The organism is Petrimonas sp., assembly GCF_963921705.1.
GTDB lineage: Bacteria > Bacteroidota > Bacteroidia > Bacteroidales > Dysgonomonadaceae > Petrimonas > Petrimonas sulfuriphila.
Genome location: NZ_OY997410.1, coordinates 2,501,256 through 2,526,327, shown reverse-complemented (window position 1 = coordinate 2,526,327; position 25,072 = coordinate 2,501,256). Strand labels below are relative to the sequence as shown.

At 40.9% G+C, this 25,072-nt stretch carries 23 protein-coding genes and 1 pseudogene; 11 read left to right on the top strand and 13 right to left on the bottom strand.

The window, feature by feature from the left end; genetic code table 11:
- Positions 1–67 precede the first annotated feature (67 nt).
- The 10 genes and pseudogenes from AACM02_RS10560 to AACM02_RS10515 form a co-directional block, all read left to right on the top strand.
- Positions 68–994, top strand: a pseudogene (locus tag AACM02_RS10560) (ATP-binding cassette domain-containing protein); the annotation flags it as partial.
- A 124-nt stretch (positions 995–1,118) separates the two neighbouring features.
- Positions 1,119–1,373, top strand: a complete 255-nt coding sequence (locus tag AACM02_RS10555; RefSeq protein WP_339116935.1) for a TIGR04149 family rSAM-modified RiPP — start codon at positions 1,119–1,121, stop codon at positions 1,371–1,373.
- A gap of 658 nt (positions 1,374–2,031) precedes the next feature.
- Positions 2,032–2,331 carry a transposase gene (locus tag AACM02_RS10550; protein ID WP_071135911.1) on the top strand — a complete coding sequence of 100 codons (300 nt, stop codon included), beginning with the start codon at positions 2,032–2,034 and terminating at the stop codon, positions 2,329–2,331.
- Complete coding sequence (locus AACM02_RS10545) at positions 2,328–3,221, top strand: IS3 family transposase (RefSeq protein ID WP_332456298.1); 894 nt, start codon at positions 2,328–2,330, stop codon at positions 3,219–3,221. The genes AACM02_RS10550 and AACM02_RS10545 overlap by 4 nt, the downstream gene beginning before the upstream one ends.
- Positions 3,222–3,298: 77 nt before the next feature.
- Complete coding sequence (locus tag AACM02_RS10540) at positions 3,299–4,390, top strand: TlpA disulfide reductase family protein (protein ID WP_339116934.1); 1,092 nt, start codon at positions 3,299–3,301, stop codon at positions 4,388–4,390.
- A 351-nt stretch (positions 4,391–4,741) separates the two neighbouring features.
- On the top strand, positions 4,742–6,112 hold the full coding sequence (locus tag AACM02_RS10535) for an HlyD family efflux transporter periplasmic adaptor subunit (protein ID WP_339116933.1): 1,371 nt from the start codon (positions 4,742–4,744) through the stop codon (positions 6,110–6,112).
- A gap of 35 nt (positions 6,113–6,147) precedes the next feature.
- Entirely contained in the window at positions 6,148–7,446 is a 1,299-nt protein-coding gene (locus AACM02_RS10530) for a nucleotide sugar dehydrogenase (RefSeq protein ID WP_339116932.1), read from the top strand.
- A gap of 16 nt (positions 7,447–7,462) precedes the next feature.
- Positions 7,463–8,587 carry a DegT/DnrJ/EryC1/StrS aminotransferase family protein gene (locus tag AACM02_RS10525; protein ID WP_339116931.1) on the top strand — a complete coding sequence of 375 codons (1,125 nt, stop codon included), beginning with the start codon at positions 7,463–7,465 and terminating at the stop codon, positions 8,585–8,587.
- Positions 8,587–9,165, top strand: a complete 579-nt coding sequence (locus AACM02_RS10520; protein ID WP_339116930.1) for an acyltransferase — start codon at positions 8,587–8,589, stop codon at positions 9,163–9,165. The genes AACM02_RS10525 and AACM02_RS10520 overlap by 1 nt, the downstream gene beginning before the upstream one ends.
- Position 9,166: 1 nt before the next feature.
- Positions 9,167–10,123, top strand: a complete 957-nt coding sequence (locus AACM02_RS10515; protein ID WP_339116929.1) for a Gfo/Idh/MocA family oxidoreductase — start codon at positions 9,167–9,169, stop codon at positions 10,121–10,123.
- A gap of 68 nt (positions 10,124–10,191) precedes the next feature.
- Here the strand turns inward: AACM02_RS10515 and AACM02_RS10510 are convergent, their stop codons facing one another.
- The 10 genes from AACM02_RS10510 to AACM02_RS10465 all read right to left on the bottom strand — a co-directional run bounded on the left by AACM02_RS10510 (position 10,192) and on the right by AACM02_RS10465 (position 21,600).
- Positions 10,192–11,181 carry a hypothetical protein gene (locus AACM02_RS10510; protein ID WP_339116928.1) on the bottom strand — a complete coding sequence of 330 codons (990 nt, stop codon included), beginning with the start codon at positions 11,179–11,181 and terminating at the stop codon, positions 10,192–10,194.
- Positions 11,178–12,077, bottom strand: a complete 900-nt coding sequence (locus tag AACM02_RS10505; protein WP_339116927.1) for a glycosyltransferase — start codon at positions 12,075–12,077, stop codon at positions 11,178–11,180. The genes AACM02_RS10510 and AACM02_RS10505 overlap by 4 nt, the downstream gene beginning before the upstream one ends.
- Positions 12,067–13,293 carry a glycosyltransferase gene (locus AACM02_RS10500; RefSeq protein ID WP_339116926.1) on the bottom strand — a complete coding sequence of 409 codons (1,227 nt, stop codon included), beginning with the start codon at positions 13,291–13,293 and terminating at the stop codon, positions 12,067–12,069. The genes AACM02_RS10505 and AACM02_RS10500 overlap by 11 nt, the downstream gene beginning before the upstream one ends.
- Before the next feature lie 1,011 nt (positions 13,294–14,304).
- Entirely contained in the window at positions 14,305–16,854 is a 2,550-nt protein-coding gene (locus AACM02_RS10495; protein ID WP_339116925.1) for an ATP-dependent Clp protease ATP-binding subunit, read from the bottom strand.
- Between the two features lie 107 nt (positions 16,855–16,961).
- Positions 16,962–17,534 (bottom strand): uracil-DNA glycosylase family protein, encoded by a 573-nt coding sequence (locus AACM02_RS10490; protein ID WP_339116924.1) that lies wholly within the window; start codon positions 17,532–17,534, stop codon positions 16,962–16,964.
- 82 nt (positions 17,535–17,616) lie between these two features.
- On the bottom strand, positions 17,617–19,071 hold the full coding sequence (locus tag AACM02_RS10485) for a catalase (protein ID WP_339117455.1): 1,455 nt from the start codon (positions 19,069–19,071) through the stop codon (positions 17,617–17,619).
- A 113-nt stretch (positions 19,072–19,184) separates the two neighbouring features.
- On the bottom strand, positions 19,185–19,652 hold the full coding sequence (locus tag AACM02_RS10480) for a DNA starvation/stationary phase protection protein (protein ID WP_339116923.1): 468 nt from the start codon (positions 19,650–19,652) through the stop codon (positions 19,185–19,187).
- Between the two features lie 21 nt (positions 19,653–19,673).
- Positions 19,674–20,111, bottom strand: coding sequence for a Fur family transcriptional regulator (locus AACM02_RS10475; RefSeq protein WP_339116922.1), 438 nt, complete (start codon positions 20,109–20,111; stop codon positions 19,674–19,676).
- Between the two features lie 111 nt (positions 20,112–20,222).
- The gene (locus tag AACM02_RS10470; RefSeq protein ID WP_332455679.1) at positions 20,223–21,338 is read right to left on the bottom strand and encodes an AI-2E family transporter; all 1,116 of its coding nucleotides are present in this window, start codon (positions 21,336–21,338) and stop codon (positions 20,223–20,225) included.
- Positions 21,339–21,366: 28 nt separating this feature from the next.
- Positions 21,367–21,600 carry a putative signal transducing protein gene (locus tag AACM02_RS10465; RefSeq protein ID WP_332455678.1) on the bottom strand — a complete coding sequence of 78 codons (234 nt, stop codon included), beginning with the start codon at positions 21,598–21,600 and terminating at the stop codon, positions 21,367–21,369.
- A 109-nt stretch (positions 21,601–21,709) separates the two neighbouring features.
- Between AACM02_RS10465 and AACM02_RS10460 the strand changes: the two genes are divergently transcribed.
- Positions 21,710–22,468, top strand: a complete 759-nt coding sequence (locus AACM02_RS10460; RefSeq protein WP_339116921.1) for an SDR family oxidoreductase — start codon at positions 21,710–21,712, stop codon at positions 22,466–22,468.
- Between the two features lie 5 nt (positions 22,469–22,473).
- Here AACM02_RS10460 and AACM02_RS10455 read toward each other — a convergent pair whose 3' ends face one another.
- Genes AACM02_RS10455 through AACM02_RS10445 form a run of 3 tightly spaced genes read right to left on the bottom strand, consistent with a single transcriptional unit; the run spans position 22,474 to position 25,072 of the window.
- Positions 22,474–22,989: a DUF192 domain-containing protein gene (locus AACM02_RS10455; RefSeq protein WP_339116920.1), complete on the bottom strand. Its 516-nt coding sequence runs from the start codon at positions 22,987–22,989 to the stop codon at positions 22,474–22,476.
- A gap of 59 nt (positions 22,990–23,048) precedes the next feature.
- Positions 23,049–24,044 (bottom strand): adenosylcobinamide-phosphate synthase CbiB, encoded by a 996-nt coding sequence (gene cbiB / locus AACM02_RS10450; RefSeq protein ID WP_332455675.1) that lies wholly within the window; start codon positions 24,042–24,044, stop codon positions 23,049–23,051.
- A complete protein-coding gene (locus AACM02_RS10445) occupies positions 24,041–25,072 on the bottom strand; it encodes an aminotransferase class I/II-fold pyridoxal phosphate-dependent enzyme (protein ID WP_339116919.1) in 1,032 nt (343 codons plus the stop codon). Before AACM02_RS10445 ends, cbiB begins: the two co-directional genes overlap by 4 nt.

Below are 25,072 nucleotides of genomic sequence, written 5' to 3'. Positions count from 1 at the left end.
AATGAGCAAATTTAATCGTTTTTTATTAAACTTACCCTGTGGTCTGAATTATTGGGAGTATTATAAAATGACACTGGGAATGATGATGGCGCTGACCTACATCATCGGACAACTGTCCGCGCCGGTGGAGCAGTTTATCGGTTTCGCCCGTTCATTCCAGGATGCCCAAATCAGTTTGGAGCGGTTGAACGAAGTTCACGGCAAAGAAGACGAAGAAGAAACCATTGAAAACAAATTGACTGTATTGCCCGATAAACGCGACATTTCCATCGAAAACCTCTCATTCAGTTACGACGGCGCCGACCGTGATTATGTGTTGGATAATATCAATCTGACTATTCCTCAGGAAAAAGTAACCGCCATAGTGGGAGCTAGCGGAAGCGGAAAAACCACGTTAATAAAACTATTGTTGGGTTTTTACGAGCCCAACAAGGGAACCATCAAAGTGGGCGAGACACCGTTAAGCATAATCAATCCGCACTTGTGGCGGAGCAAATCCGGCTCGGTCATGCAGGACGGATTTATCTTTTCGGACACTATCGCACAAAACATCGGTGTAGGAAATGATTATGTTGACATAGAGAAACTTCGTCATGCCGTAACAGTTGCCAATATTCGTGATTTTATTGATTCCCTGCCTTTGGGTTACAATACCAAGATCGGAATGGAGGGAAGCGGAATAAGCCAAGGCCAGCGTCAACGCATCCTGATTGCCCGGGCCGTATATAAAAACCCGGAATTTATCTTTCTCGATGAAGCCACCAATGCTTTAGATGCCAATAACGAGAAAGAAATCATGAAACACCTACAGGAGTTTTATAAAGGGAAGACGGTAGTTGTGGTGGCACACCGATTAAGCACGGTACGCAATGCCGACAAAATAGTGGTGTTAGACCAGGGAAAAGTAGCGGAAGAAGGTGCACACCAAGAACTGACCGCTTTGCGTGGCAAATATTACGAATTGGTTAAAAACCAGTTGGAGTTGGGTAAATGAATCTCTAAAAGATAACGGAATATGGTGAATATAAGCTATAAAATTACTGCTAAATCAAAGGGTCGTAATAATTGTTAAATCAACAATTGGAAATAATCTTTGGTACAAATTTAAATTTTTACAAATGAAAAAATTAAGTAAAATTAAATTGAAGGATGCGGTTGTTCTTGAAAACCGAGAAATGAAAGCTATTTTCGGAGGATCTGGAGTATCAGGAACATGCGGTTACAGGATAGTTTACATTGATCCAGCCGAAACTGTCATCAAATGTAATCTATCTTTTCAAGAGGTAGATAATGCGATTGCTCATGCTTGGGCACTGGGTCTTGAATATAATTGGTGCTGTGACAGTTGTTCGACAACATCTTATTGCGGATAATAATGAATTATTTGGGATTGCTAAATAAATATAGAAATATAAATGGAATTACTTTAATAATTAACCATTTATACTCGATTCATCTATGGAAGTTTATCAATCCCAATTATTTAATTGATTTTCTGTGATTTTTAAACTACTTCAAAATTTACTATTTAAGTATGTTTTTAATAAATCTATTTATATATGTAAAAATTTTGAAGTAGCTCAAAATTTAAATAATAAATTACTAATGAAATATATTATATTGAAAATTTATAAACATCTTTTTCTTTTATTATTTAGTTTCTCTTTGATTATTTTATTTACAAGTTGTTTCAACAAAAACGATAAAAATATTGAAGAAAAAGAAAAAAATATTGTTCTTATTTTTAAAAATTGTCCAGATAGTATCAATTTCAAAATGCTCGATGGAAACTTAAAAATAAGAACGGAATATGATGTTTTCTACGTCAACGACTCATTATACCAAAAGTTTTATTCTATAAGGCCAAGTGTATCCGACACTCTTAGAATTAACACTAAAAGAAAACATGTTGAATTATCCCATAAATATAATGCCGTAAATGAAGCCTTGTATTTGTTTGAGAAAGGTGATATGGAATTACTAACTTAGCCGGGACACAGAGTTAAGCATAAACGCTTATTTTTGTGTAATATGAGAAAACAAAGAACCCATTTTGACAAGGCATTCAAAGAGAATGCGGTCAAACTCAGTTTAGAACGCAAGAATATTTCCGAGCTTGCACAGGAATTGGGTATTGCCCCCTTTCTTTTATATCGTTGGCGGAAAGAATACCAGCAGAAAGGAGAAGCCAGTTTCCCCGGACACGGTGTCCAGTCATTAAGTGAAGATACCAAAAGGATTGCTGAACTGGAAAAACGCCTTGGCGAGGCTGAAACGGAGCGGGACATATTAAAAAAAGCTTTGAGCATCATCTCCAAGAGAGATCGTTGATCTATCTCTTTATAAAGGAATATAACTCGAAACAATGGACGGTCGAGGTGATGTGCAGAGTACTGAAAGTCCCCAGGAGCAGTTATTACCGCTGGCTTAAAGATCCGGAGGGCCAACGTAAGCGCAAATATATGGAGCTGGACGAAAAGATCAGGGATGCATATTTTGCAGCCAGGGGACGCAATGGAAGCCCCCGGCTGGCAAAGGATTTGCAGGTATCCGGAACTCCTGTCTCGAGAACCACTGTAGCATGCCACATGAGGAAAATGGGCTTGCGCAGCAAACTCTCGAGACGATTCAAAGTGACGACGGATGCCTCTCACAACTATAAGGTTGCTCCAAATCTGTTGAATCGCGAATTTAATCAGAATGAGCCTGTGAAAGCGTGTGTCTCTGACCTGACGTATATTCCGTGTAAGGATGGATTTCTTTATCTGACCTGTGTGCTGGATCTTTTTGACCGCAAACTGATCGGATGGTCCATAAGCGATCATATGAATGCATCCCATACCGTAGTTCCGGCCATCAGGATGGCCAATAGGAACAGACCTTTTGGAGAAGGAATGATATTTCATTCTGACCGGGGCATACAATATGCTTGCAAACAGACTGTCAATCTGTTGAAATCCTTGAAGCTGGAACAAAGTATGAGTGGAAAGGGAAATTGTTGGGATAATGCCGTGGCTGAAAGCTTTTTCAAAACTTTCAAATCTGAATTGGTCTATGGTACCAAACTCAAAACAAGAGAGCAAATGCGCTTGTATGTATTTGAATATATTGAATCCTGGTATAATCATAAAAGAAGATTCTCAGCATTGGGAAACTTAACCATTGATGAATTTTGGAATCAGTATAATATTAAAAAAGAATCAATTAAAAATGTCGCTTAACTTTTTGTCTCAATTAAGTTTGCAAGTCCAATACTATTATTTTTAATTACGAAGATGATAAGCCTTTTGCTGAAATAATGAATAGATCAACTAATAGACAAGAGGTAAATTATAATTTAGAAATAACAAAAGAAGACAATATTCCGATTGAAGCCTTATACAGGTATCAATACTTTAGTAACACAATCCCGAAAATTAGTAAAGAAAAATTTAGAGAATTATTAATTAGTGAACTACAAACTGAAAAGTATTTACTAGATTCTTTGCAAAAAAGGAATGTTTTGTCAATAAATAGTTTTCAATATCGTTACAACAATTTAGTATCTAAAATATATATTTCTTTTAAGAAAAATGGCCTATTACCCTTTGATAATAACTTCAACAAGTTACTTTCTGACACTGTGCTTTTTTCAGAAAATGAAGACTCTTTATTAAATTACAAAAATTACAGAGACATATTGTCTTATAAACTAAATACACGATTAAATGCTATACCGATGATTAGAGGTGAAGGCTATCAACGTCATAATTATGAAGAAAGATTTGATACCATCTTTAGCCTAGATTTCTTGACTAATAATGCCAAACGTCATTTTATGGCTTTGGAGTTAGATAAGATCTTTGAGAATGGCAATGTTTTTAGTATCGAAGAATATAATAGAAAATTCATAAATTTATTTGGCGATTCGATATTTACAAAAAAATTATTGAGAAAATACGAAATTGATTTTTCTCAAAAAAATGAACTTCTTCTTGAAGATATGAATGGTAATACTTATACTTTGCAGTCTGTATTAAATAAATATAAGGGATCTATTTTGTATATTGATTTCTGGGCAAGTTGGTGTGCTCCGTGCAGAGAAGCATTCAAATATAGCAGAAAGTTAAAATCAGAATTTAAAGATAAAAATGTTGTTTTTATATATTTGGCAAAAGATGATATTAAAAGCAATTGGCTAAAAGCTTGTAAGGATGAAAAAATCGACGCGAATAGTTACTCCATTATAAATTCAAAAACTTCTTCATACTTAAGTAAATTGAAAGTTAATACAATTCCTAGATATATAATTTACGATCCAAAGGGTAACCTTATAAATAGTAATGCCCCATCGCCTAATACTGAGGAGATTAGAATGATATTCAATAAACTAAGAAAAGATATAAATTAAAAGAATGTAAAGTTGAGAAAAATAGTATTATTTTAATTTTATAGTTAATTAGGAATTAGCGACAGCGTTTCAGTTTGTTTGAAAATGACTTTATGTTATGTATCAACTATATATTAAAAAACATTACAAATTAAAAATAGTTTTGTCCTGATTCAAGAAGTTATATCAATATTAAGTATGCTATGATACAAAGCATATGGGTTCCACGTATTTGAGGTTAATGATTTGTTTTAACAGTTAGTAAACGAAAGATTTTTGTTCTACATATATATAAAGCCATTTTTAAGTAGGTCCATAATAGGGAAAAAAGTTGTCGGAGAAGGTACACATGATTAACTTACAGTTCTGAAAGTGAAATATTACGAATTGGTAAAGAGCCTATTGAAACTTGGAAATAATACGCAAAGCATGGGTGAAAAAATTAAAAAATACAAGGAAATAGAGCTTCGCAGCGAGGAAGTCCAGGAGGTGATGAGTCAAATTCCATCGTGGATATTAAGAAGAGGAATAACTACATTGTTCACTATTGTTTTGTTATTACTTGTTGGCAGTTGGTTCTTTAAGTATCCCGATGTAATAACGGCCGAAATTACTGTAACTTCATTAGAACCTCCTGCGAGCATCATTGCCCGATCCACGGGAAAGATTGATGAAATATTCGTTAGAAACAACGAGGCGGTTGGAGCTCAAACGCCACTGGCGGTTATCCAGAATCCGGCAAACAGCGAAGATATGCTATTGCTTATCCAAACGATAAAACGATGGGAAGCATCGGACTATTCCGATGAAACGGCATTGTCCGTTTTTGCAGAAAAATCGTTTGCCTTGGGAAGCATCCAATCCGTTTATGCCGCTTTTCTCAACAGTTTGAGCGATTATCAGAATTATAAAACATTAAATTATTATCCTCAAAAAATTGCTTCACAAAAACAACAGTTGGTAACTCAAAAAGAATATTACGATCGCATCATCAAACAGGAGCCGGTCGTAAATGAACAATTCAAGACATCAAAAAGTATTTTCGAGCGCGACTCCATTCTTTTATCAAAAAACGTAATTTCGGGTAATGAATACGATTTATCTAAAAGCAGCTTTTTACAAAACAAGCAAGTGTATCTTTCCTTTAATGCATCGCTCAAACAGTCAGAATTACAGCTCATGCAAGGCGAAGAAAACCTGTTGGATCTTCAGCAACAGGCTACAGAATTGGAGCGAAAGTACCAGCTTTCGTTACAAAATGCTGCTGAAGCACTCAATGCTCAGATAAAAGAGTGGGAGCGCGATTATCTATTAGTGAGCCCCATCGACGGTTTTGTTACGCAAATGGGAATTTGGAGCAGCAATCAAAACGTAAATGTTGGTGAGACCGTTTTTACGGTTATCCCGTCCCAACAGGATACACCTAAAGGTAAAGCCATGCTTCCTGTTCAGGGCGCAGGGAAGGTCAGGATAGGGCAGCGAGCAAATGTCCGCATCAACAATTTCCCGGACCAGGAGTTTGGTTATTTAATTGGAAGAATTGAAAGCATATCAAGTGTTCCAGACGCCGAAGGATTTTACGTGGTGGAAATTCAATTCCCAAACGGGATGAAAACCAATTATGAAAAAACACTACCCATAACCCAACAGATACTGGGTACAGCTGATATTATTACTGAAGATCTACGGTTGATAGAGCGTTTTTTTATGCCGGTAAAAAAAATATTAAAGAATAGTTTATGAAGCAAAATAAAATTTTACCTCTATAAAATAACAAAGTGGACATACGGAAGAAAATCGATAACAATAAGGAAGTTATTGGGGTAGTCGGCTTGGGATATGTGGGCTTACCTTTAGCGGTGGCTTTTGCAGAAGCTGAACTGCATGTAATTGGTTTCGACAAATCTCAGGAATATGTTGATAAAATCAACCAGGGTGAAAACTATATTAAGGATATCCGTGATGCTGCGTTGAAAGAGGCGATTAGTAATGAGTTTTTAAAAGCTACAACCGATTTCTCGAAAATTAATTACTGTGATGTTTTGTTAATTTGCGTTCCGACACCGTTAGACCGTTTTAAAAAGCCCGATATGAGTTATATCGAATCGGCATGTGTCAGTATTGGGCAATACATGAAACGTGAAGTGTTCATATGCCTCGAAAGCACTACCTATCCCACCACTACCGAAACGTTCATGATGCCGATTATTGAAAAGGAATCGGGTATGAAGCACGGCAAGGATTTCTGGTTGGCATTTTCTCCCGAACGGATTGATCCGGGCAACTCTTTCTTCCATATTAAAAATATCCCGAAAGTAATTGGAGCTATCACACCGGAGGGATTGGAAATAGGAAAAAGTATTTATTCAAAAGCTATCGAAAAAATTCATACGGTAAGTTCGCCACGTGTAGCCGAAATGGTCAAGATTCTTGAAAACACCTACCGTCTGGTCAATATCAGCCTCATCAACGAATTGGCCTTGTTGGCAGGTAAAATGGATATCAATATTTGGGAAGTGATCGAAGCTGCCAAAACCAAACCATTCGGATTTCAAGCGTTTTATCCCGGGGCGGGTATCGGAGGCCATTGTATCCCGTTCGATCCGTTTTATTTAGAATATATCGCTAAGATTTATAATTTTGACTTGAGCATGATACATACTGCCGGACATATTAACATGCGGATGCCGTATTATATGTACATCAAAATCAACTCGGCGCTCAATCGGAAAAAGAAGTCAATAAACGGTAGTAGAGTCTTTTTCTTGGGCGTAGCTTACAAACCAAATATCAATGATGAACGCGAATCCCCTATTATTGAAATAATTGATGAAGTAGCAAAGAAAAACGGAATTGTTTCCTACAACGACCCGTATATCCCGCACATTACCACACACGAGGGTCATTTGTTTTCATCGGTGGAGTTGTCACCCAAGATACTCGCAAATGCCGATGTAGTGGTGGTTGCAACCAAACATGCCGTTTATGATTTCGAAATGATACGTAAACATGCAGGGTTGATTGTTGATTTGCAGAACGCATATAGTGAGGGCGGCGAAAATATTGATAAATTGTAACTTCATTTGATCGCCTATGGAAATTAAAATGTGCGACCTTATCGATCAATACAGAAAGATTCAACCGGAAGTGGATGATGCGATATCGCAGGTAATCAACAATTCCGCCTTTATCAACGGGCCTCAGATCAATGAGTTCAAAGCCAGCCTTGAACAATATACAGGTACTAAACATGTTATCCCTTGCGCCAACGGAACCGACGCACTGCAGTTGGCATTGATGGCGTTGGACCTGCAGCCGGGTGACGAAGTGATCGTCCCGGCATTTACTTATGTGGCGGCAGCCGAGGCGATTGGCCTGTTACGGTTAGTGCCGGTAATGGTGGATGTGGACTACCATTCATTTAACATCACATTGGGTAACATCGGGAAGGGACTTTCACCGAAAACCAGAGCTATCATTCCCGTTCATCTTTTTGGGCAGAGCTGTCCGATGGAAGAGATCATGAACTTCGCGCAGAAACACCGGCTGTTCGTGGTGGAAGACAACGCGCAGGCAATCGGAGCGTATTATACTTTTTCCGACGGCTCCAAAAAACAAACCGGAACCATCGGACATATCGGCTGCACTTCGTTTTTCCCGACCAAGAATTTAGGCTGTTTTGGCGATGGCGGCGCTCTGATGACTGACGATGACATTCTTGCCGAGCGTTTGCGAGCGATGACGGTACACGGGCAAATTGAGAAGTATTGCCATGAAATATTGGGATGCAACTCACGTCTGGATACCCTCCAGGCTGCCATTCTTAATGTAAAGATTCAGCATCTGGACGAATACATACAAGCCCGTCAACGTGCAGCAAGAATTTATTCCGAAGGTTTGAAGAATATAGATGGAATAACGCTTCCTGAAGAAATGTCGTACTCCACACATGTTTATCATCAATACACTCTCAAAGTAAAGGATGGTATGCGCAATGCCTTAAAAGAACATCTTTTGAAGCAGGGTATACCCTCTATGATTTATTATCCGTTGCCTCTTAACAAGCAGAACGCCTTCAAAAATATTGTTCCCACTTCTGAGCAGTTGAATGTATCAACCGAATTAGCTCAATCGGTATTGTCATTACCAATGCACACTGAACTTTCCGAAGAAGAGCAAAAGCATATCATCACATCTATTCAAACATTTTTTAAGTGATGGAGAAAGATTATTTTGCACATTCCACGGCAGTTATCGATGAAGGGTGCCAAATCGGCAAAGGAACCAAAATCTGGCACTTTTCGCATCTGATGGCCGGATGCGTGATCGGGAATAATTGCAATATCGGGCAGAATGTAGTAATCTCACCTGGTGTGATATTGGGCAACAACGTCAAGGTACAGAATAACGTATCGGTTTATACCGGAGTAACTTGCGACGATGATGTCTTTCTCGGCCCGTCGTGTGTTTTCACAAATGTGGTTAATCCCCGCAGTGCCATCAACCGCCATGGGTCGTTTGCTAAAACCCGTGTAGGGAAAGGCGCAACCATCGGCGCGAATGCCACCGTCATTTGCGGACACGACATTGGCGCTTATGCTTTCATCGGCGCGGGAGCGGTGGTTACCAAAAATGTGCCGTCTTATGCCTTATTGGTCGGCAATCCCGCCCGTCACACCGGATGGATGAGCGAATACGGGCATCGCCTGAATTTCGATGGAAATGGAATGGCGGTTTGTCCTGAAAGCGGGCAGAAATACCGAATTGAGAAAAATAATGTAACAAGAATTAAATAAAATGAGTACGATGAAACTGGCATTGGTTGGTTGCGGCAGAGTATCCGAACGCCATATTGAGGCGGTCCGGGCTGTGGAGGGTATTGATATCTCGGTGGTTTGCGACATCGATGAAAAAAAGGCGCAAACGGTTTCCGGGCAACTGTCTGTTCCTTATCTTACGGATTATAAACAGTTAAGAGATGTGGATGTGGTATCCGTGATGACGCCATCGGGAATGCACCCGCGCCATGTCATTGAAATAGCCGAACATACCAATATTCCATATATCATTTGCGAAAAACCAGTATCGCTTACACAGCGTGAACTGTATGAAATGTACGATAGGGTGAACAAGGCTGAGAAGAAATTATTGCCGGTATTTCAAAACCGCTACAACCCGCTGATTGTGTTTTTGAAAGACCTGATTGATACCTGCAAACTGGGAATGATCTATCAGTTTGTATGTAATATCTTTTGGAATCGTGACGATGATTATTTTGGAATAGACTGGCATGGGACCAAAGCTTATGATGGTGGCGTATTTTACACGCAAGCGAGCCATTACGTAGATATGATTTATTTTCTTTTCGGAAAAATCACAAATGCGTATGGTGTAGGAGGTCGTATGCGTAAATTTGAAGTTTATGATACTGTTTCGGCAATATGCGAACTGCAAAACGGGACTGTAGGTGCCTTAAACGCAACCGTGAGCGTGTTTCGCTCCAATTATCTTACTGAATTGACCGTTATCGGTGAAAAGGGAACCATACGGCTAAGTGGAACTAATCTTAACCGTATTGATTTTTGGGATGTAAATGATATGGAAAAACCAGATAAAGACTTCACCATTGACCATCAATACGGGAAGTGCCACGATACAATGTATGAATATATTGTACAGAAAAAGTGGGATATGTTTCCGAATTACGAGGGAGTGTTAAACGGAATACAGTTGATGGAGAGGATATCGTTTTAGAAGTTCAATGATGGAAAGTGTTCAAAATTCTCGTTGTGTATCGATTGGATATGTCCCGTTTTCTATTATTAATCACTCGAAGTCAGCATATTATCCTTATTGATACACCATTGCATAATTACCCAAGCTAAACCACCAGCATCATTACCCAGTGCTGCATTATCCGAATTAAGTTGATTTATTAATCCACTAATTCGTCGATGATTTTTTATGATGGATAATATAGTTTTGTCCACTGTTTTGGGTATGGAAATCTTTTTATCTAAAATCCATTGGGTTAGGTAGAAATTATTAGCATCCACCAATGTCATCGATTGAGGAAGATCAACAGTGGACACACATCCTTCAAGTGTCGGAATTTCATTAATTAACGAGGCCAATATATATTTTTCAGAAATACTTTTCTCTTCTTTGAAAGAAATCCTCACTATTTCAGGTAATTCTTCATATAATACACCTATTTCTTGTCGAAACATGTCATATTTCCAAAAAGTTTGACATATGTGAAAAAACCGAATTAAAGTTCTACAAGAAAAAACCGGTAATATATAAGTAATGTATTTTAAAATCAATATTTTATGAAATTGATTTACGCAATTTTCGATATGTTGCTCCCATTTACTTTTTGTAGAGGATGTCACTGAAATAAATCTATTCCATATATACAAAGCTTTTTCTGCTTCAGCACCAAGATCGTTAAAAAAATATGCTTTATTGTTCTCGCGAAAAATAATGTTATCCACTTCATCAAATATATCTTCATCAGCCTGAACAAATCCTTTTTTGATCAAATAATGGATTCCCCATACAATACCATACAACCCATCATCAAACCTTCTTTTAACGCCCTGTTTCATTTCCTGCAATATTAATTCTATCAGGATATCCGCATAATCAGTCATTTTAAGATCATTCCTATATTTTCCGTATTGGTACAAAAGGATAGCAATGCCGATTTTACCTGTCGTTAACCCATTTTGTGGGACAAGGGTACTCACTTTTGCAATTTGTTGGATTAAAAGGTCAAGAGTATAAGATATTTCCTTGTAGGAGTTCATGTTTGTTTCATTTGAAAAACATATTGATTACAATGTGCTTGCAAAAAATTCTGTAATTTTTGCTGTGAATAATATCGTGTTACTCGATTAGCTTCCAGTAGTTTATCTATCCATTGGTTAATTAATTTTTCATCAAAATGGCAATCGGCCATACCATTAATGAAAGAATTATGCAATGCTTTCTCAGATTCAGTAGGTTTGATCCTAAAAAATGAAAGTTGTTTCATGCGAATTTGCACCATAAAGAAAAACTGTTCTTTACCTTTTCTTTTTGTAATTTGTTGTTCATGCATCCGGATCTGATAAAAGATTTCATTAATATTGCTGGCCGGAAATAAGGATAATGCCCTTACCTGCCAGTCATAATCGGAAGAATAGGTATATGATTCGTTATAATATAAATCGTACTTTTGAACAAGGGCAGTTCTAACCATACATGTAGCATGGCTCGAATAACAATTACGCAAAAATAATACTTTAATAGTCTCGTAATCGGTTTCTTTATAATAAGGAAGAGGGTCATTAAGCATTTGAAATGCACTTCCGATCATCCCTAATTCTTTATTTTCTTCCAAAAAAAGATATTGTTTCTCCAAGCGCTTAGGCAAGTTTATGTCATCGGATCCAACCACGCAGAGATATTCACCCTTAGCAACTCTCATGCCGGCATTCATTGCCGGATAACATCCTCTATTTTCAGGAAAATTAATAATTTTAATGCGTTTATCGAGATAAGAATGCGCTATTTCTCTGCTGTTATCCGTCGAGCCGTCATTAACTACGATCAGTTCAAAATCGGGCAGGGTTTGAGCGAGAACGCTGTCAATACTTTCCTTAATTAAATGTCCGTAATTATAAACGGGCATGATAACTGAAACGAGAGGATTATATTTCATGATTCTCAATACTTTTAGAGGGTTTATAATCACTTAAAATATTATCGATAAAATTTGGATAGTTTCTACTGGCGTTGAAATTCTCTTCCCAGAATTTGTGTACGCCATTTCGGAAAAGAGAATTTCTCGATTTGGCTAAAAGCATTTGTAGAATTATATTTTTAACATCCTCAACCTCAAAATCTGCCTGTACCAATATCCCAACTTTAGCCGTAACTATTTCTGAACTACCTCCAACATTGGTAGCCACTATCGGAATTCCAAAACTGATAGCTTCCATTATGGAAACAGGCAAACCTTCTGTGGAAGAAAGATTGATAAAACAGTCCACCTTTTCAGTAAGATAGAACTTATATATATCCTTATTGTCTACATGTCCAAAGAACACAGCCTCAATATTTTCGGGTAGAAGTTGATCTGCCAATTTCTTTATTTCTCCAAATAAAGGGCCATCTCCAAAGTGTACCCATTTTACAGAAATATCCTTTATAAAGGCCAACGATTCTATAATTTTATCAACCCGCTTTATGTCAACTATCCTGGAACAGCTTACAAGTAGGTAAGATGGCGTCTGTTTCTCTTTTATTGAATTAATAATATTATCTATTCCCAAATAAGAAAGTTTATACTTTGTTTTGTATTTCGGGTATTTTTCGGTTATATATTTCAATCCGTGTCTTGAAATCAGATACAGTTTTGCTACATACTGTAATTGCAGTTTTCGAAAGGGAATATAACCCTCTTCTCTTCTCTCATTGTATAAATCATAGCCATGAGCGCGCGAAATGAAGTATTGTATTCTGTTTTTTGACCTTAAAATGGACAATAATGTAGCATAATGATCAAACCAGTAGGTGTAATGAATGGCATTTGTTATCTTGTTTTTTTCAAGAAAAACATATAAAGATTCTGCATAACACGATATTTTGAAAAGTAAATGTACTATGTTTTTTATATTTTTAATGCGTATAATATCACTAAGACAGTAAATAGGCCATTTACCAATATTTCCAAATATTTTAGATTTCGGATACAGTTCAAAATGAAGTTTCATTACCTTAGTATTTTCGGGCAGATGACGCTTTTTTCCGAATATCTGAAATGGAATTATATAGATTTGATTGAATGATTTTGAAAGATATTTTATTTCTGTTTCAAGAAACTGTTCTCCTAGTCCGTAAGGATAATTAAGAGTATAAAGACAAAGTGTGTTCATGCCTGTATGCTTATATGAAATTTTCTACAACGTAAGCGTGTTAAATGATATCCTCCCATATTTCAACCTGAAAATAGCTCTCCATCGAATCAAATGTATCTCTGATTTCTGATCCACGAATATATTTATTTTATCTAATTTTAAAAACAAGCCAACCCATCTATGATTTTATGCTTCTCCAAATCATTATCTATTTCTCGCAAAAGCACTGGGAGATAAAGTCAACTATGCCCGCCTGATGAAAATGTTATCAATCTATTGTGATATGCCAATCAGACGCAATATCATTAGCTTTTAAGGACAACTCCTTACTATAAAAATGTTGTGTACTAACATCACTTTTTTTAGATGGAATTTTGTTTTGTAAGATTATGCCCCGTTGTTTAAACCTATTCATTTCATTATTTTATTTTTCTGATCAGTATTTCTGTTCTGTATATCATCTGTAGTCGGATATTGGAATCCTTTATAATATAGGACAAAAAGTAAGTTTATTCTTAAATCTATTCAAAATCAATCGTTAGGTTAGGTATAAAGTTGATGTAATCTTTCAATAGCAAAGATAGGATTTGAATTATTCCTGCAAAATCCGATTTTTTATCTTATTGCTTGCCAGTAAAGGTATATGTATTTAAAAAATGACAGTCAAAAAAGGTTTTTTTATTTTGACGAAAATAACACAAAACAATTAGAAAACCTATTATTTTCAGAATTATTTTTCTTTCGCATATTCGATACAAGGACAACTGTTATAGATAAAAAGCTATACAAGTTCTCCTTATTTTGATATAGTTGAATTACTTAATATATTCAGTGTTGTTTTTTATAATACACTTATTTAAAACAACAAATTTGCCGAACGACTATTCGATTCCTCCTGAGAGGCTGCTCTTTATTTCCGGAGTTCTTTGGCTGGTTTCAGGCCGTTTTCTTTAGCCATTTTCTGGGTTTATACGCCCAGCAATTGATAAAAACGGGACAACCTGTTGGCTGCCCCGTATCTTGTGCGGATTATTGTTCTATCTTCTCGTGCTTGGTGATTTTTATCTCGATTTTTTGTTGTTCCTTGTTGAAATCCACCACTACGGTCTCGCCTTCCTTGATGCCTGTCCGCAGGATCACTTCAGCCATTTCGTCTTCCACGTACTTCTGGATGGCACGTTTTAGCGGACGTGCTCCGAACTGTACATCGTAACCTTTGTCGGCAAGAAACTCTTTGGCCTCGGTAGTGAGTTCAACACAGTAACCCAACTCTTTGATACGCTTGTATAGTCCGTTAAGTTCCAGGTCGATAATTTTGAAGATAGAATCTTTGCTTAACTGGTCAAACATCACGATGTCGTCTACCCGATTCAAGAACTCGGGGGCAAACGCCTTGTTCAGCGCTTTTTGTATAACGCTTCGCGAATATTCGGTGTCGGAGACATCGCTGTTGGTGCTGAACCCGATTCCGCGGCCGAAATCCTTTAGCTGTCGTGTCCCGATATTGGAGGTCATGATGAGGATCGTATTTTTGAAATCGATTTTACGTCCCAGGCTATCGGTGATATGTCCCTCGTCCAGGATCTGCAGCAGGATGTTGAATACATCGGGATGCGCTTTTTCTATTTCGTCAAGCAGCACAACGGAGTAGGGGCGGCGACGCACTTTTTCTGTCAACTGACCGCCTTCTTCGTACCCCACGTATCCGGGAGGCGCTCCTACCAGGCGGGAAACGTTGAACTTCTCCATATATTCGCTCATGTCTACGCGGATAAGGTTTTCGTGCGAGTCGAACAGAAACTCCGCTAGCTTTTTTGCCAGGTGTGTTTTCCCGACGCCTGTTGGTCCCAGGAACATAAACGTGCCGATAGGCTTGTTGGGATCTTTCAGCCCCACGCGGTTCCGCTGGATAGCCTTCACGATCTTGTCCACGGCTTCATCCTGGCCGATGACCTGCGCTTTGAGCTCGTTTTTCATTTCCAGCAAGCGTTGGCCTTCGGCCTGGGCAATCCGCTGAACAGGCACGCCCGATATCATGGCCACCACTTCAGCAATTTTTTCTTCGTCAACGATTTCCGGTTTTTCCTTTATTTCTTTTTGCCAGCGTTGCTCTTCAGCTTCCAGTGCCAGCAAAAGCTGGCGTTGTTTGTCGCGATAGCTTGCCGCCAATTCATATTTCTGGGCTTTCACCGCGTCGTTTTTCATCTGTTCCACCACTTTCAGCTCTTCCTCCATCTCTTCAATCACTTTGGGAATGGAGATATTGGAAATATGAACACGCGCGCCGGATTCATCCAGGGCATCGATGGCCTTATCGGGAAAAGTGCGGTCGGACACATACCTTTCGGTCAGTTTCACGCACGCCTCCAGTGCCTCGTCGGTATAACGGACGTTGTGGTGTTCTTCGTACCGCTCTTTAATGTTCCGGAGGATTTGCAAGGTCTCTTCGGGGGTGGTAGCGTCAACGATTACTTTCTGGAAACGACGTTCCAGTGCACCGTCTTTTTCGATGTTCTTGCGGTATTCGTCTAGTGTGGTGGCGCCAATGCACTGAATTTCACCTCGAGCCAGCGCAGGTTTCAGCATGTTTGCCGCGTCTAGGGACCCGGCAGCTCCTCCGGCACCTACAATGGTGTGAATTTCGTCGATAAAGAGAATGATGTTCGGATTTTTAGACAGTTCGTTCAGTATGGCTTTGATCCGCTCTTCAAACTGGCCACGGTACTTGGTCCCGGCTACAATGGAGGCCATATCAAGCGCAATCACGCGTTTGTCGAACATGGCACGTGAAACTTTTTTCTGTACGATACGTAATGCTAGTCCATCCACGATGGCCGACTTTCCTACACCGGGATCGCCAATGAGCACGGGATTGTTTTTCTTGCGACGGCTCAGTATCTGTGCAATGCGTTCGATTTCCTTTTCCCGTCCCACGATGGGATCGAGGCGGTTCTCCAGGGCGGCACGGGTAATATCTGTTCCGAAATTATCAAGTACCGGTGTGTCTGAAGCCGGGCTTTTTGCCTGCGATTGTCCACCTTGTCCTCCCGGATTGAAAGATGATTTTCCGGCCTGTTCATCGTCATCGTCGTCGGTGAAGTTCGGACCCATTGAAGGAGAGTCCGCATTGCTTTCTGCGTGCGCATCGAGTATGCTTTTTACATACAGAAACGCACTGGAGTAATCTAGATGAAACTGTTGCAGGATATCGTTTATCGGAGTGTTTTTCTCCTTCAACAGCGCCAACAGGATATGTTCCGAATCGGTTTCCACACTTTTAGTGAGCCTGGCCTCCAATATGCTCATCTTTAACGTCTTTTCCGTGCTTTTGTTGATGACCAGTTCGCGTGTTTCGTCGTACGGCTCCTGAATCTGGCGAAACCGGTCATCGATATAATTTTTTAAATGCTTAATGTCCACATCAAAATCCTGAAGCACCTGAATGGCCATGCCGTCTCCATCACGGAGAATAGCAAGCATCAAGTGTTCCGGTCCGATATAATTGTTTTGTAGTCTTTCGGCTTCTTCACGGCTGTAAGCCATGATGTCCCTGACCCGTTGAGAAAAATTGTTGTCCATTTATTAACTTCCTTATCTTCTAAATAGTAGATTGCAAATATAGTTTTTTATTTGGTATAATAACAAAAACAATGCCAACAAAGATAGTTAATCCCCGGGTTCTGTGACTAAATTAATACAGCTTTAACTCTTGTTTTGAGTTCCGGCAATACTTTTTCGGTAAACCACTTATTCTTTGCCTGCCATATGTTGTTTCGGGGTGACGGATGGGGTAGCGGAAAATAATCAGGCAGGTACGCGTCAAAATGCAGGATCGTTTCCGTCAGGGTGGCTTTGGCCGTATCCCGAAGGTAGTATTGCTGCGCGTACCTGCCTACAAGCAAAATAAGCCTTACGTCCTTCATCGCATCCAGCAACCTTCCGTGCCACAACGGAGCACACTCGGGCTGCGGAGGCAGATCGCCCGATTTGCCCCTGCCCGGATAACAAAAACCCATCGGCATCAGGGCAAATTTTTCGGGATCGTAAAAGGTGGCCTTGTCAACGCCCATCCATTCACGCAAATTATCGCCGCTTTTATCGTTCCAGGGAACTCCTGTTTCGTGGACAATTCGGCCCGGTGCCTGTCCGATAACCACAATTCTGCTTTTGCTGTGTGCCGCAATTACTGGTTTGGAGCCTAAGGGAAGGAATGCTTCACAGACTTTACAGTTCCGTATTTCTCGCAACAATTCATTCATTTCCTTGATCAGTTCTGGAAAATCAAAACGGTATCCGGACCGGAGTTATTTGATGACAAATTGGCGGATAATGGAAAACCGGTCAGTTTATTCCTGCCTTCTCGTACGGAATTCCGCAGGCATCGGCAACCCCTCTTCCATAATCCGGATCGGCTTTAAAACAATTTCCTATGTGGCGGATTTTGATATGTTCTTCCACACCGTTCATATTCCGCGCCGTATTTTCGAACAACCGTTGCTGTGCATCGGGAGTCATCAGCCGGAATAGTTTGCCGGGTTGCTCATAGTAGTTGTCATCGTCTTCACGGAAGTTCCATCGTTTGATATCACCGCTTACTTTCTGGGTCGGCTCATCGTGTTCGGGTTGTTCACGCCAGATGTTGTAGCTGTTGGGTTCGTAATGCAATGTTGCGCCGTGGTTCCCGTCAACACGCATCTGTCCGTCGCGGTGGAACGAGTTGTAGGTGTGCGTAGCCCCCCTTGGCATGTTTACAGGAATCTGGTGGTGGTTCACTCCCAGCCGGTATCGTTGTGCATCTCCGTAGGAGAATAAACGCCCCTGTAACATCCTGTCGGGAGAAAAGCCTATTCCCGGAACAATGTTGGCCGGATTGAAGGCGGCTTGTTCGACGTCTTGAAAATAGTTTTCGGGGTTTCGGTTCAGTTCAAACTCTCCCACCGGAATTAGCGGGAAGTCACCTTTATACCAAACCTTTGTCAGGTCGAACGGGTTGTAAGGCATGCTCTCGGCTTGTTCTTCCGTCATTATCTGGATGAACATCTTCCATTTCGGATAATTGCCGTTGCCGATAGCTTCAAACAGATCCCTCTGATGACTTTCGCGGTCGTTCCCAACCAGTTCGACCGCTTCATGGTCGGTCAAGTTTTCGATGCCCTGTTGGGTTACAAAATGGAACTTTACCCAGAAACGCTGGTTGTCCGCGTTGATCAAACTGAACGTATGGCTTCCGAAGCCGTGCATGTGCCGATAGGAGCGGGGTATCCCCCTGTCGCTCATCGTGATGGTAACCTGATGCAATGCCTCGGGAAGGCTACTCCAGAAGTCCCAGTTGTTGTTGGGACTGCGCAGGTTGGTGTAAGGATCACGTTTTACCGCGTGGTTCAAATCAGGGAATTTCAGGGGGTCGCGGAAAAAGAAGACCGGTGTGTTGTTGCCGACCAGATCCCAGTTGCCTTCTTCGGTATAAAACTTCATGGCAAAGCCACGGATGTCCCTTTCGGCATCGGCTGCCCCACGCTCACCGGCAACGGTTGAAAAACGGACAAACATTTCTGTCTTCTTGCCAATCTCGGAGAAGATTTTTGCCTTGGTGTAAGGTGTAATGTCGTGGGTAACGGTGAAGGTGCCGAAGGCACCCGACCCTTTAGCATGCATACGTCGCTCCGGAATTACCTCGCGATCGAAATGAGCAAGTTTCTCCAAAAACCACACGTCTTGCAGCATCATAGGCCCGCGTGGACCAGCGGTCATTGCGTCCTGGTTGTTGCCAACCGGAGCTCCAGCAACCGTGGTCATCGGTTTTTGATTTTCTTTGTCTCTTTTTTTCTTCAATTCTTCTGCGTTCATACCATACAATGTTTGTTGTTAACGATTAATGTCTAAAAAATAATTTTTTTAGCAGATGCAGATTAGGACAAAAATGAAGTAAGCATCCAAACCTCTTTTTCCTGTCCGCTGATGTAGTCGCTCAGAAGCGCTACGGTTACTTCATCATCAATCTCTGAAGCCAAGGCAAGCAATTCTCTTTCGGAAGCGATGAGCAATTTGAGCGTGTCGAGAATGTTTTTGATGGCTTCATCAGTACCGGTAACTACGCCGGTTTCTTTTACGTTGGCAGTTTTCAGGTACTCCGTGAAAGTGTGAGCCGGTGTTTCACCGAGCATCAGGAGCCTTTCGGCAACCTCATCCACTTTCGCGGCAGTATCGTTGTACATCTCTTCGAATTTTTCGTGGAGAAGAAAAAACTCCCTGCCCTTTATGTTCCAGTGAAATCCCCGTAAATTGGTGTAATATACTTGTAAGTCGGCCAGTAATTGCTGTAACCCCTTGGTTACATTTTCTACATTTCTTAATCCTGTAAATTCAGTTGTTTTCATTGTTTTCATTTTTTATTGTTTTTATTTGTTTGAATTATTGTTTAGTGATTTTACGCTTATATGTAGGGTGATAGAACTTATCTGATAATCTTCGATAGCGTTTTTCTCGAAAAAAGTTTTCAGCATTTCATCCAGTTCTTCATTTACGTAATCCTTTATTTCATTGTTCCCTTCATTGTAGAGGTGATGATGGTGTTTTAAGACACCATCGTACCGCGTTACTTCTCCTTCCGTCAAGACCTTATTTATAACCCCGTATTTAACGAAAGTGTCGAGTGTTTTATAAACCGTTCCAATGGCTATGCTGGGATATTTATTGTGAATAAAATCAATGATCTGCTCAGCCGTGGGATGATTATGTAGTGTGTAAACTGCTTCGAGTACCCCGATTCGTTGTGGGGTTACTTTCAGATCTTTCTCTTTTATGAGCTCCTGAATGTGTTTAATATCTACATGCATCTTAATCCTAATAAAGAATCATTCTTACATAAAACAAATTCTCGGAGGAATTGTTCACGTAAGATAATTTTTTTTGCCTGTTTTGGATTAGAACATCCGAAATCAGTACGGTTACGACGTTTTAAGATTGTTTTCTTTTGTCTTTTTGTATCGGGGTATGCTGAATTTCCGGGACTTCATCCGGGTGGTGACACGTGGTTGTGCCGTTGAGCCTGGAATGTACTCGTGTCGGTACATATTGAAGAAGAGCACAAACAGGGAGAGCAGCAGGGGGCCGAAAATAACGCCCCAGAACCCGAACATGGGAATTCCGATCAATACTCCGAAAATGGTTATCAACGGATGAATATCGGCCAATACCTTTTGAAGCAGAAAACGCGCAACATTGTCAACACCGCCAATAATAATGAATCCGTATGCAGTCATTCCGATACCGCTCCCGATATCACCTGCAAGCCATAAACTTAGTGCAATGGGAACCCACACGATAGCTGTTCCCAGGATTGGGATAATGGAGGTAAATCCCGTTAGAATAGCGTACAACAGGGCGCTATCCACCCCAAAAAACATATATCCCAAGTAAGCAAAGACGCCCTGAATAATAGCCAGCAAAGGTATTCCGATAGCATTAGCCTGAATGATCATCTTGGTTTCTTCACCCAGGATTTGTTTGTTTTCTTCTTTAAAGGGCAAAATTTCCTTGACCATCTTCTCAAAGCTTTCGTAGTTATAGAGCATATAGAAAAGGATGAAAAGTGCAAAAAGGGAATTAATCATTAATGAGTAGATACTTGCACCGAGCGATTGCAATATGTTTCCACCCAGTTTGGGCAGGCTGGACAAGTTTTCGGGGGTGAACAAATCGAAATCAAGCCGCTCTTCAATCATCTTAACGAAGTTGTTGAAGTTCTCTATTATGGCTTTGGGGTCAATAGAAATTCCCGATACGGTATCGATCACCAAAAAGGCGATGCCTGTAAGTGGCCCTAAAAACAACAATAGGGCTTCCAGGGTCAGGAGGGTGGCCGCAAACCCTTTTTTTATCTTCTTTTTTTCTACCAGGTAGGTCATCTGTCCTTTTAAAAGCACATAAAGCGTGGCAGCTCCTAAAAAACCGCTCAGGTAAAGGCGAAGTTCTTTGAAAAGGATCAGTCCGAGCAGGATCAGAAACCCAATGAGTATGTATTTGTATTCTTTCTTTTTATAAGGGAGATTATTCTCAATCATGTATTTTTAGTGATTAAAAAAATTCAACTTAAAGAAAAAAGTCTTCCGGTTCGGCAAAACCGCCTTCGATAAGTGCATTTTTAGCAGCATCATAATCCGAAGCCTTTACCTGCATCTCGATATCCCCAATGCTATAGGCCAGCCGGCTAGCTGTTAAATTTTTCATAAATACTTCAATACCTTTCATTTCCATGAATGTTTGAACGATGGATACATCGGCAGGGAAAGCAAATGTTTTGACGGTAATAAACTCTTCTTCCATAAAGCTGGTATTTGTTTAGTAGACTTCAAAAATAGTTTATTTTTTGATGATAAGGGTCAAAAACTCCATTTTTTGATGTAATTTTGATTTTATTATAATTTTATACGTTATGAAGAGAAAGATTGCACTAATAACCGGTGCCACATCGGGGATAGGCGAAGCTACGACCTGGAGATTAGCCGAAAATGGCTATGACGTTATCATCACCGGACGCAGAAACGAGAGATTAAAAGATGTAAAAGAAAAACTTCAAAAAGCGGGGACCCGTGTGTTGGCCCTTTGTTTTGATGTTCGTGTTGAATTTGAAGTAAAATCGGCGATTGAAAATTTGCCGGATGACTGGAAAAAAATCGATGTATTGGTCAACAATGCGGGACTGGCAGCTGGATTAAGTACCCTGCAGGAAGGAGATACCGGTGACTGGAATCGAATGATCGACACCAACGTTAAGGGACTGCTCTACATGACCCGCTACGTTTCTCCCCTGATGATAAAACAGGAGAAAGGACACATCATCAACATCGGATCGATTGCAGGAAAAGAAGTCTATCCTAATGGAAATGTCTATTGTGCTACCAAACATGCCGTGGACGCGCTGACAAAAGGGATGCGGATAGATATGCTGAAGCACAACATAAAGGTTACCCAGGTTTGTCCCGGTGCGGTTGAAACGGAATTTTCCATCGTTCGTTTTCACGGGGATGAAGAACGTGCCGCCAAAGTATATGATGGGTTTGATAACCTTTTAGCCGATGATATTGCCGATTGTATTCTATTTGCCGTTTCCCGCCCGGCGCATGTAAACATCAACGATATGATTGTGATGCCAACCGCGCAGGCAACAGCATCGTTATTTTATAAAAAATAGGTGGTTCAATGGCTTGAAAGCTCAAAAATAATTTTATCCCCTTCGGTAATTTGTTTTTGGGCACAATATCCGGCGTTTACTTCCACCACGTACAATGCCGGCCGGGTGGATGCATAGTTCCATTCTTTTAAGGGAGCGGTGTTTGCATGAATGGTAATGATTTCATTATCGGCGTTGACGAAAAGCATATCCAGGGGAATATAGGTGTTTTTCATCCAGAAACCCTGAATTTCCTCCTCATCGAAAACAAACAACATCCCGGCATCGACGGGAAGGGACTTCCGGTACATCAATCCACGTGCCCGGCGCTGGTTGTTGTCCGCTACTTCAATATCGATAACCGAGAGGGTGTCGTTGTTTTGCGCCGACAAAAATGCTAGCGTTCCTTGTTTGTTGAAGGAAATTTCAAAAGCGCCACCGTCCGTTATTTTCGTGTCTTTTTTTTGTGTCAAAAAAAACAAGGTGGCTGCAACGGCTACCACAGCTATGAACCCAATAATAAGCAATTTTTTTGATTTCATGCGATACTGTTTTTTTATCAGCGTCGTGTGGATCAAATTTAGGACCAAGAACGCAAGTACTACCCCCAAAAGTATAAAAAATTATGCGAAAAACCGGTTAATTCTTGAAAAATACAATACATGGACAATGTGCAGATTAACATAAGAAGGCTTGTCCTGATATTAATGATGCACGATTTCACCACATCGTCGTGTGTGAGTTCCCGGTAGTTTTTTCCGATATACGGCTTTTCCACCCGTTTCCCGTCGTATGTGTTCGAACCACCGAAACGGCAATTCAGGATGCCTGCCAGCGCCGATTCGGGATAACCCGAGTTGGGACTGGAATGCCGGCTCGCATATTTGTGGACAAAGTGAAACCCGCGGGATGACGGCGGGAAGGAAATCATCAAAAATGCCGTAAGCCTTGCGGGGACATAGTTCGCACCGTCATCAAGTATATGTGCGGCGAACCATCCGAAATCGTTGTACCGGTCGTTCTTATAGCCAATCATCGAATCCAGGGTGTTTATCATTTTGTATGCCATCATCAGCGGAATACCTCCGAGGGCATAGAAAAACAGCGGTGCAACCACACCGTCGCTCAGATTCTCAGCCAGTGTTTCGAGTGTGGCGGTACGGATCTGTTGGAACGAGAGCTGCGATGTGTCCCTCCCTACAATCCGGCTCAATTGCCGGCGAGCGGCGGACAAATCGTTTTTTTGAACCCGGCGTTCCACTTTCCAGGCCTCCTCAATCAGGCTCCGGTTACCGAGGGCGTAAAAAAAGAACACGGTGTTTATGACGACTTTTACCGCAGGAAAATCGTGCAACGCGAGCTGAATGCCGTATAAAAACCCGAAAACGAGTAAAACAAGTATCGATGCAACCGCAATGCCTTTTGTCCTTCTCCGCTTGCCTTTGTTGAATTTTAGCTCGCAGAAAGAAATCATTTTTCCGAACAACCGGATGGGATGGGGAAGCCGGGCAGGGTCGCCCAACAGGGCGTCGAGCAGAAAACCACCCGCGAGCGGGATCAGGAAACCGGAATGTGTTGTGATAAAATCGTGAATCATGCTGTTATTTTGAAGAAATCGCGGAGGGCATCCGTCAGGCGGTCATTTGCCGTTTTTTCCTGTACGGACAACCGGAAATGAGAGGGTGACAGCCCGCGAAAATTACTGGCGTCGCGGATCAGGATACCATGCTTCTCGAGAAGATAGGATTTTAATTGCGAAGCCGTACCGCTTTTCAGCCGAATCAAAAAAAAATGACACGGCGACGGCGTTACTTCAAGATGTGAAAGTGTGGCGAGTTGCTGTTGGAACTGTTGCGATTCACGGCATAATATGCCGGCATCGGGTAGTAAACGGCTGTAATTTTCCATTACAAAACTTCCTGCTTCCTGTGCCAGCGTATTAACAGTCCAGGGGATACGTAGGGGTTGGAGCCGATTTATGATATTTTTTTCGGCGACAATATAACCCAAGCGTAAACCGGGAATAGCGAAAGTCTTTGTGAGCGAATGCACCGAAATCAGGTTCGGATAATTTGCGTGTAACGGTATAACCGGCTGGCATTGCGTGCACAATTCACCGTAAGCGTTATCGATGATGAAGTAAGAGTCCGGATTATTGAGACAGAGGTTTTCTATAGTTTCAGATGAAACGATTGAGCCGTCGGGGTTGTTGGGGAAGGCGAACCAAACGGTCTCGTTACTGGTGAAATTGATGCTTCCACACAATTCGCTCACCGGCATAAACGACAGGGTATGCCCGTACAGGGTACAGGCATCCTCGTACTCCGCAAAAGCGGGATAGGTTATCGAGCTGTGCTTCCCGGCAAACAGGTGTGCCAGAAGATAAAACGCTTCTGCCGATCCGTTGGTAACCAGCACGTTTTCCGGAGACAGGTTGTGGTGCTCAGCAATCTCGTGTGTGAGCGCGCGCGCATTTGGATCGGGATAATCACTGATCAGGTGCAGGCAACCCGACAAATGCGCCACAATTTGAACCGAAGCATTCCGGTAAGGGATGTTTGAACTAAAATCGGCGGTTATCTTTTCGCTGTAGTCGTACAGGTCGTTTCCGTGGCCGTAGAGCAT

Coding starts and splice junctions, on each gene's coding strand:
- AACM02_RS10555 (WP_339116935.1), top strand. CDS start 1,119: ATGAAAAAATTAAGTAAAATTAAATTGAAGGATGCGGTTGTTCTTGAA.
- AACM02_RS10550 (WP_071135911.1), top strand. CDS start 2,032: ATGAGAAAACAAAGAACCCATTTTGACAAGGCATTCAAAGAGAATGCG.
- AACM02_RS10540 (WP_339116934.1), top strand. CDS start 3,299: ATGAATAGATCAACTAATAGACAAGAGGTAAATTATAATTTAGAAATA.
- AACM02_RS10525 (WP_339116931.1), top strand. CDS start 7,463: ATGGAAATTAAAATGTGCGACCTTATCGATCAATACAGAAAGATTCAA.
- AACM02_RS10520 (WP_339116930.1), top strand. CDS start 8,587: ATGGAGAAAGATTATTTTGCACATTCCACGGCAGTTATCGATGAAGGG.
- AACM02_RS10515 (WP_339116929.1), top strand. CDS start 9,167: ATGAGTACGATGAAACTGGCATTGGTTGGTTGCGGCAGAGTATCCGAA.
- AACM02_RS10510 (WP_339116928.1), bottom strand. CDS start 11,181: ATGAACTCCTACAAGGAAATATCTTATACTCTTGACCTTTTAATCCAA.
- AACM02_RS10505 (WP_339116927.1), bottom strand. CDS start 12,077: ATGAAATATAATCCTCTCGTTTCAGTTATCATGCCCGTTTATAATTAC.
- AACM02_RS10500 (WP_339116926.1), bottom strand. CDS start 13,293: ATGAACACACTTTGTCTTTATACTCTTAATTATCCTTACGGACTAGGA.
- AACM02_RS10495 (WP_339116925.1), bottom strand. CDS start 16,854: ATGGACAACAATTTTTCTCAACGGGTCAGGGACATCATGGCTTACAGC.
- AACM02_RS10490 (WP_339116924.1), bottom strand. CDS start 17,534: ATGAATGAATTGTTGCGAGAAATACGGAACTGTAAAGTCTGTGAAGCA.
- AACM02_RS10485 (WP_339117455.1), bottom strand. CDS start 19,071: ATGACCACGGTTGCTGGAGCTCCGGTTGGCAACAACCAGGACGCAATG.
- AACM02_RS10480 (WP_339116923.1), bottom strand. CDS start 19,652: ATGAAAACAACTGAATTTACAGGATTAAGAAATGTAGAAAATGTAACC.
- AACM02_RS10475 (WP_339116922.1), bottom strand. CDS start 20,111: ATGCATGTAGATATTAAACACATTCAGGAGCTCATAAAAGAGAAAGAT.
- AACM02_RS10470 (WP_332455679.1), bottom strand. CDS start 21,338: ATGATTGAGAATAATCTCCCTTATAAAAAGAAAGAATACAAATACATA.
- AACM02_RS10465 (WP_332455678.1), bottom strand. CDS start 21,600: ATGGAAGAAGAGTTTATTACCGTCAAAACATTTGCTTTCCCTGCCGAT.
- AACM02_RS10460 (WP_339116921.1), top strand. CDS start 21,710: ATGAAGAGAAAGATTGCACTAATAACCGGTGCCACATCGGGGATAGGC.
- AACM02_RS10455 (WP_339116920.1), bottom strand. CDS start 22,989: ATGAAATCAAAAAAATTGCTTATTATTGGGTTCATAGCTGTGGTAGCC.
- cbiB (WP_332455675.1), bottom strand. CDS start 24,044: ATGATTCACGATTTTATCACAACACATTCCGGTTTCCTGATCCCGCTC.
- AACM02_RS10445 (WP_339116919.1), bottom strand. CDS start 25,072: ATGCTCTACGGCCACGGAAACGACCTGTACGACTACAGCGAAAAGATA.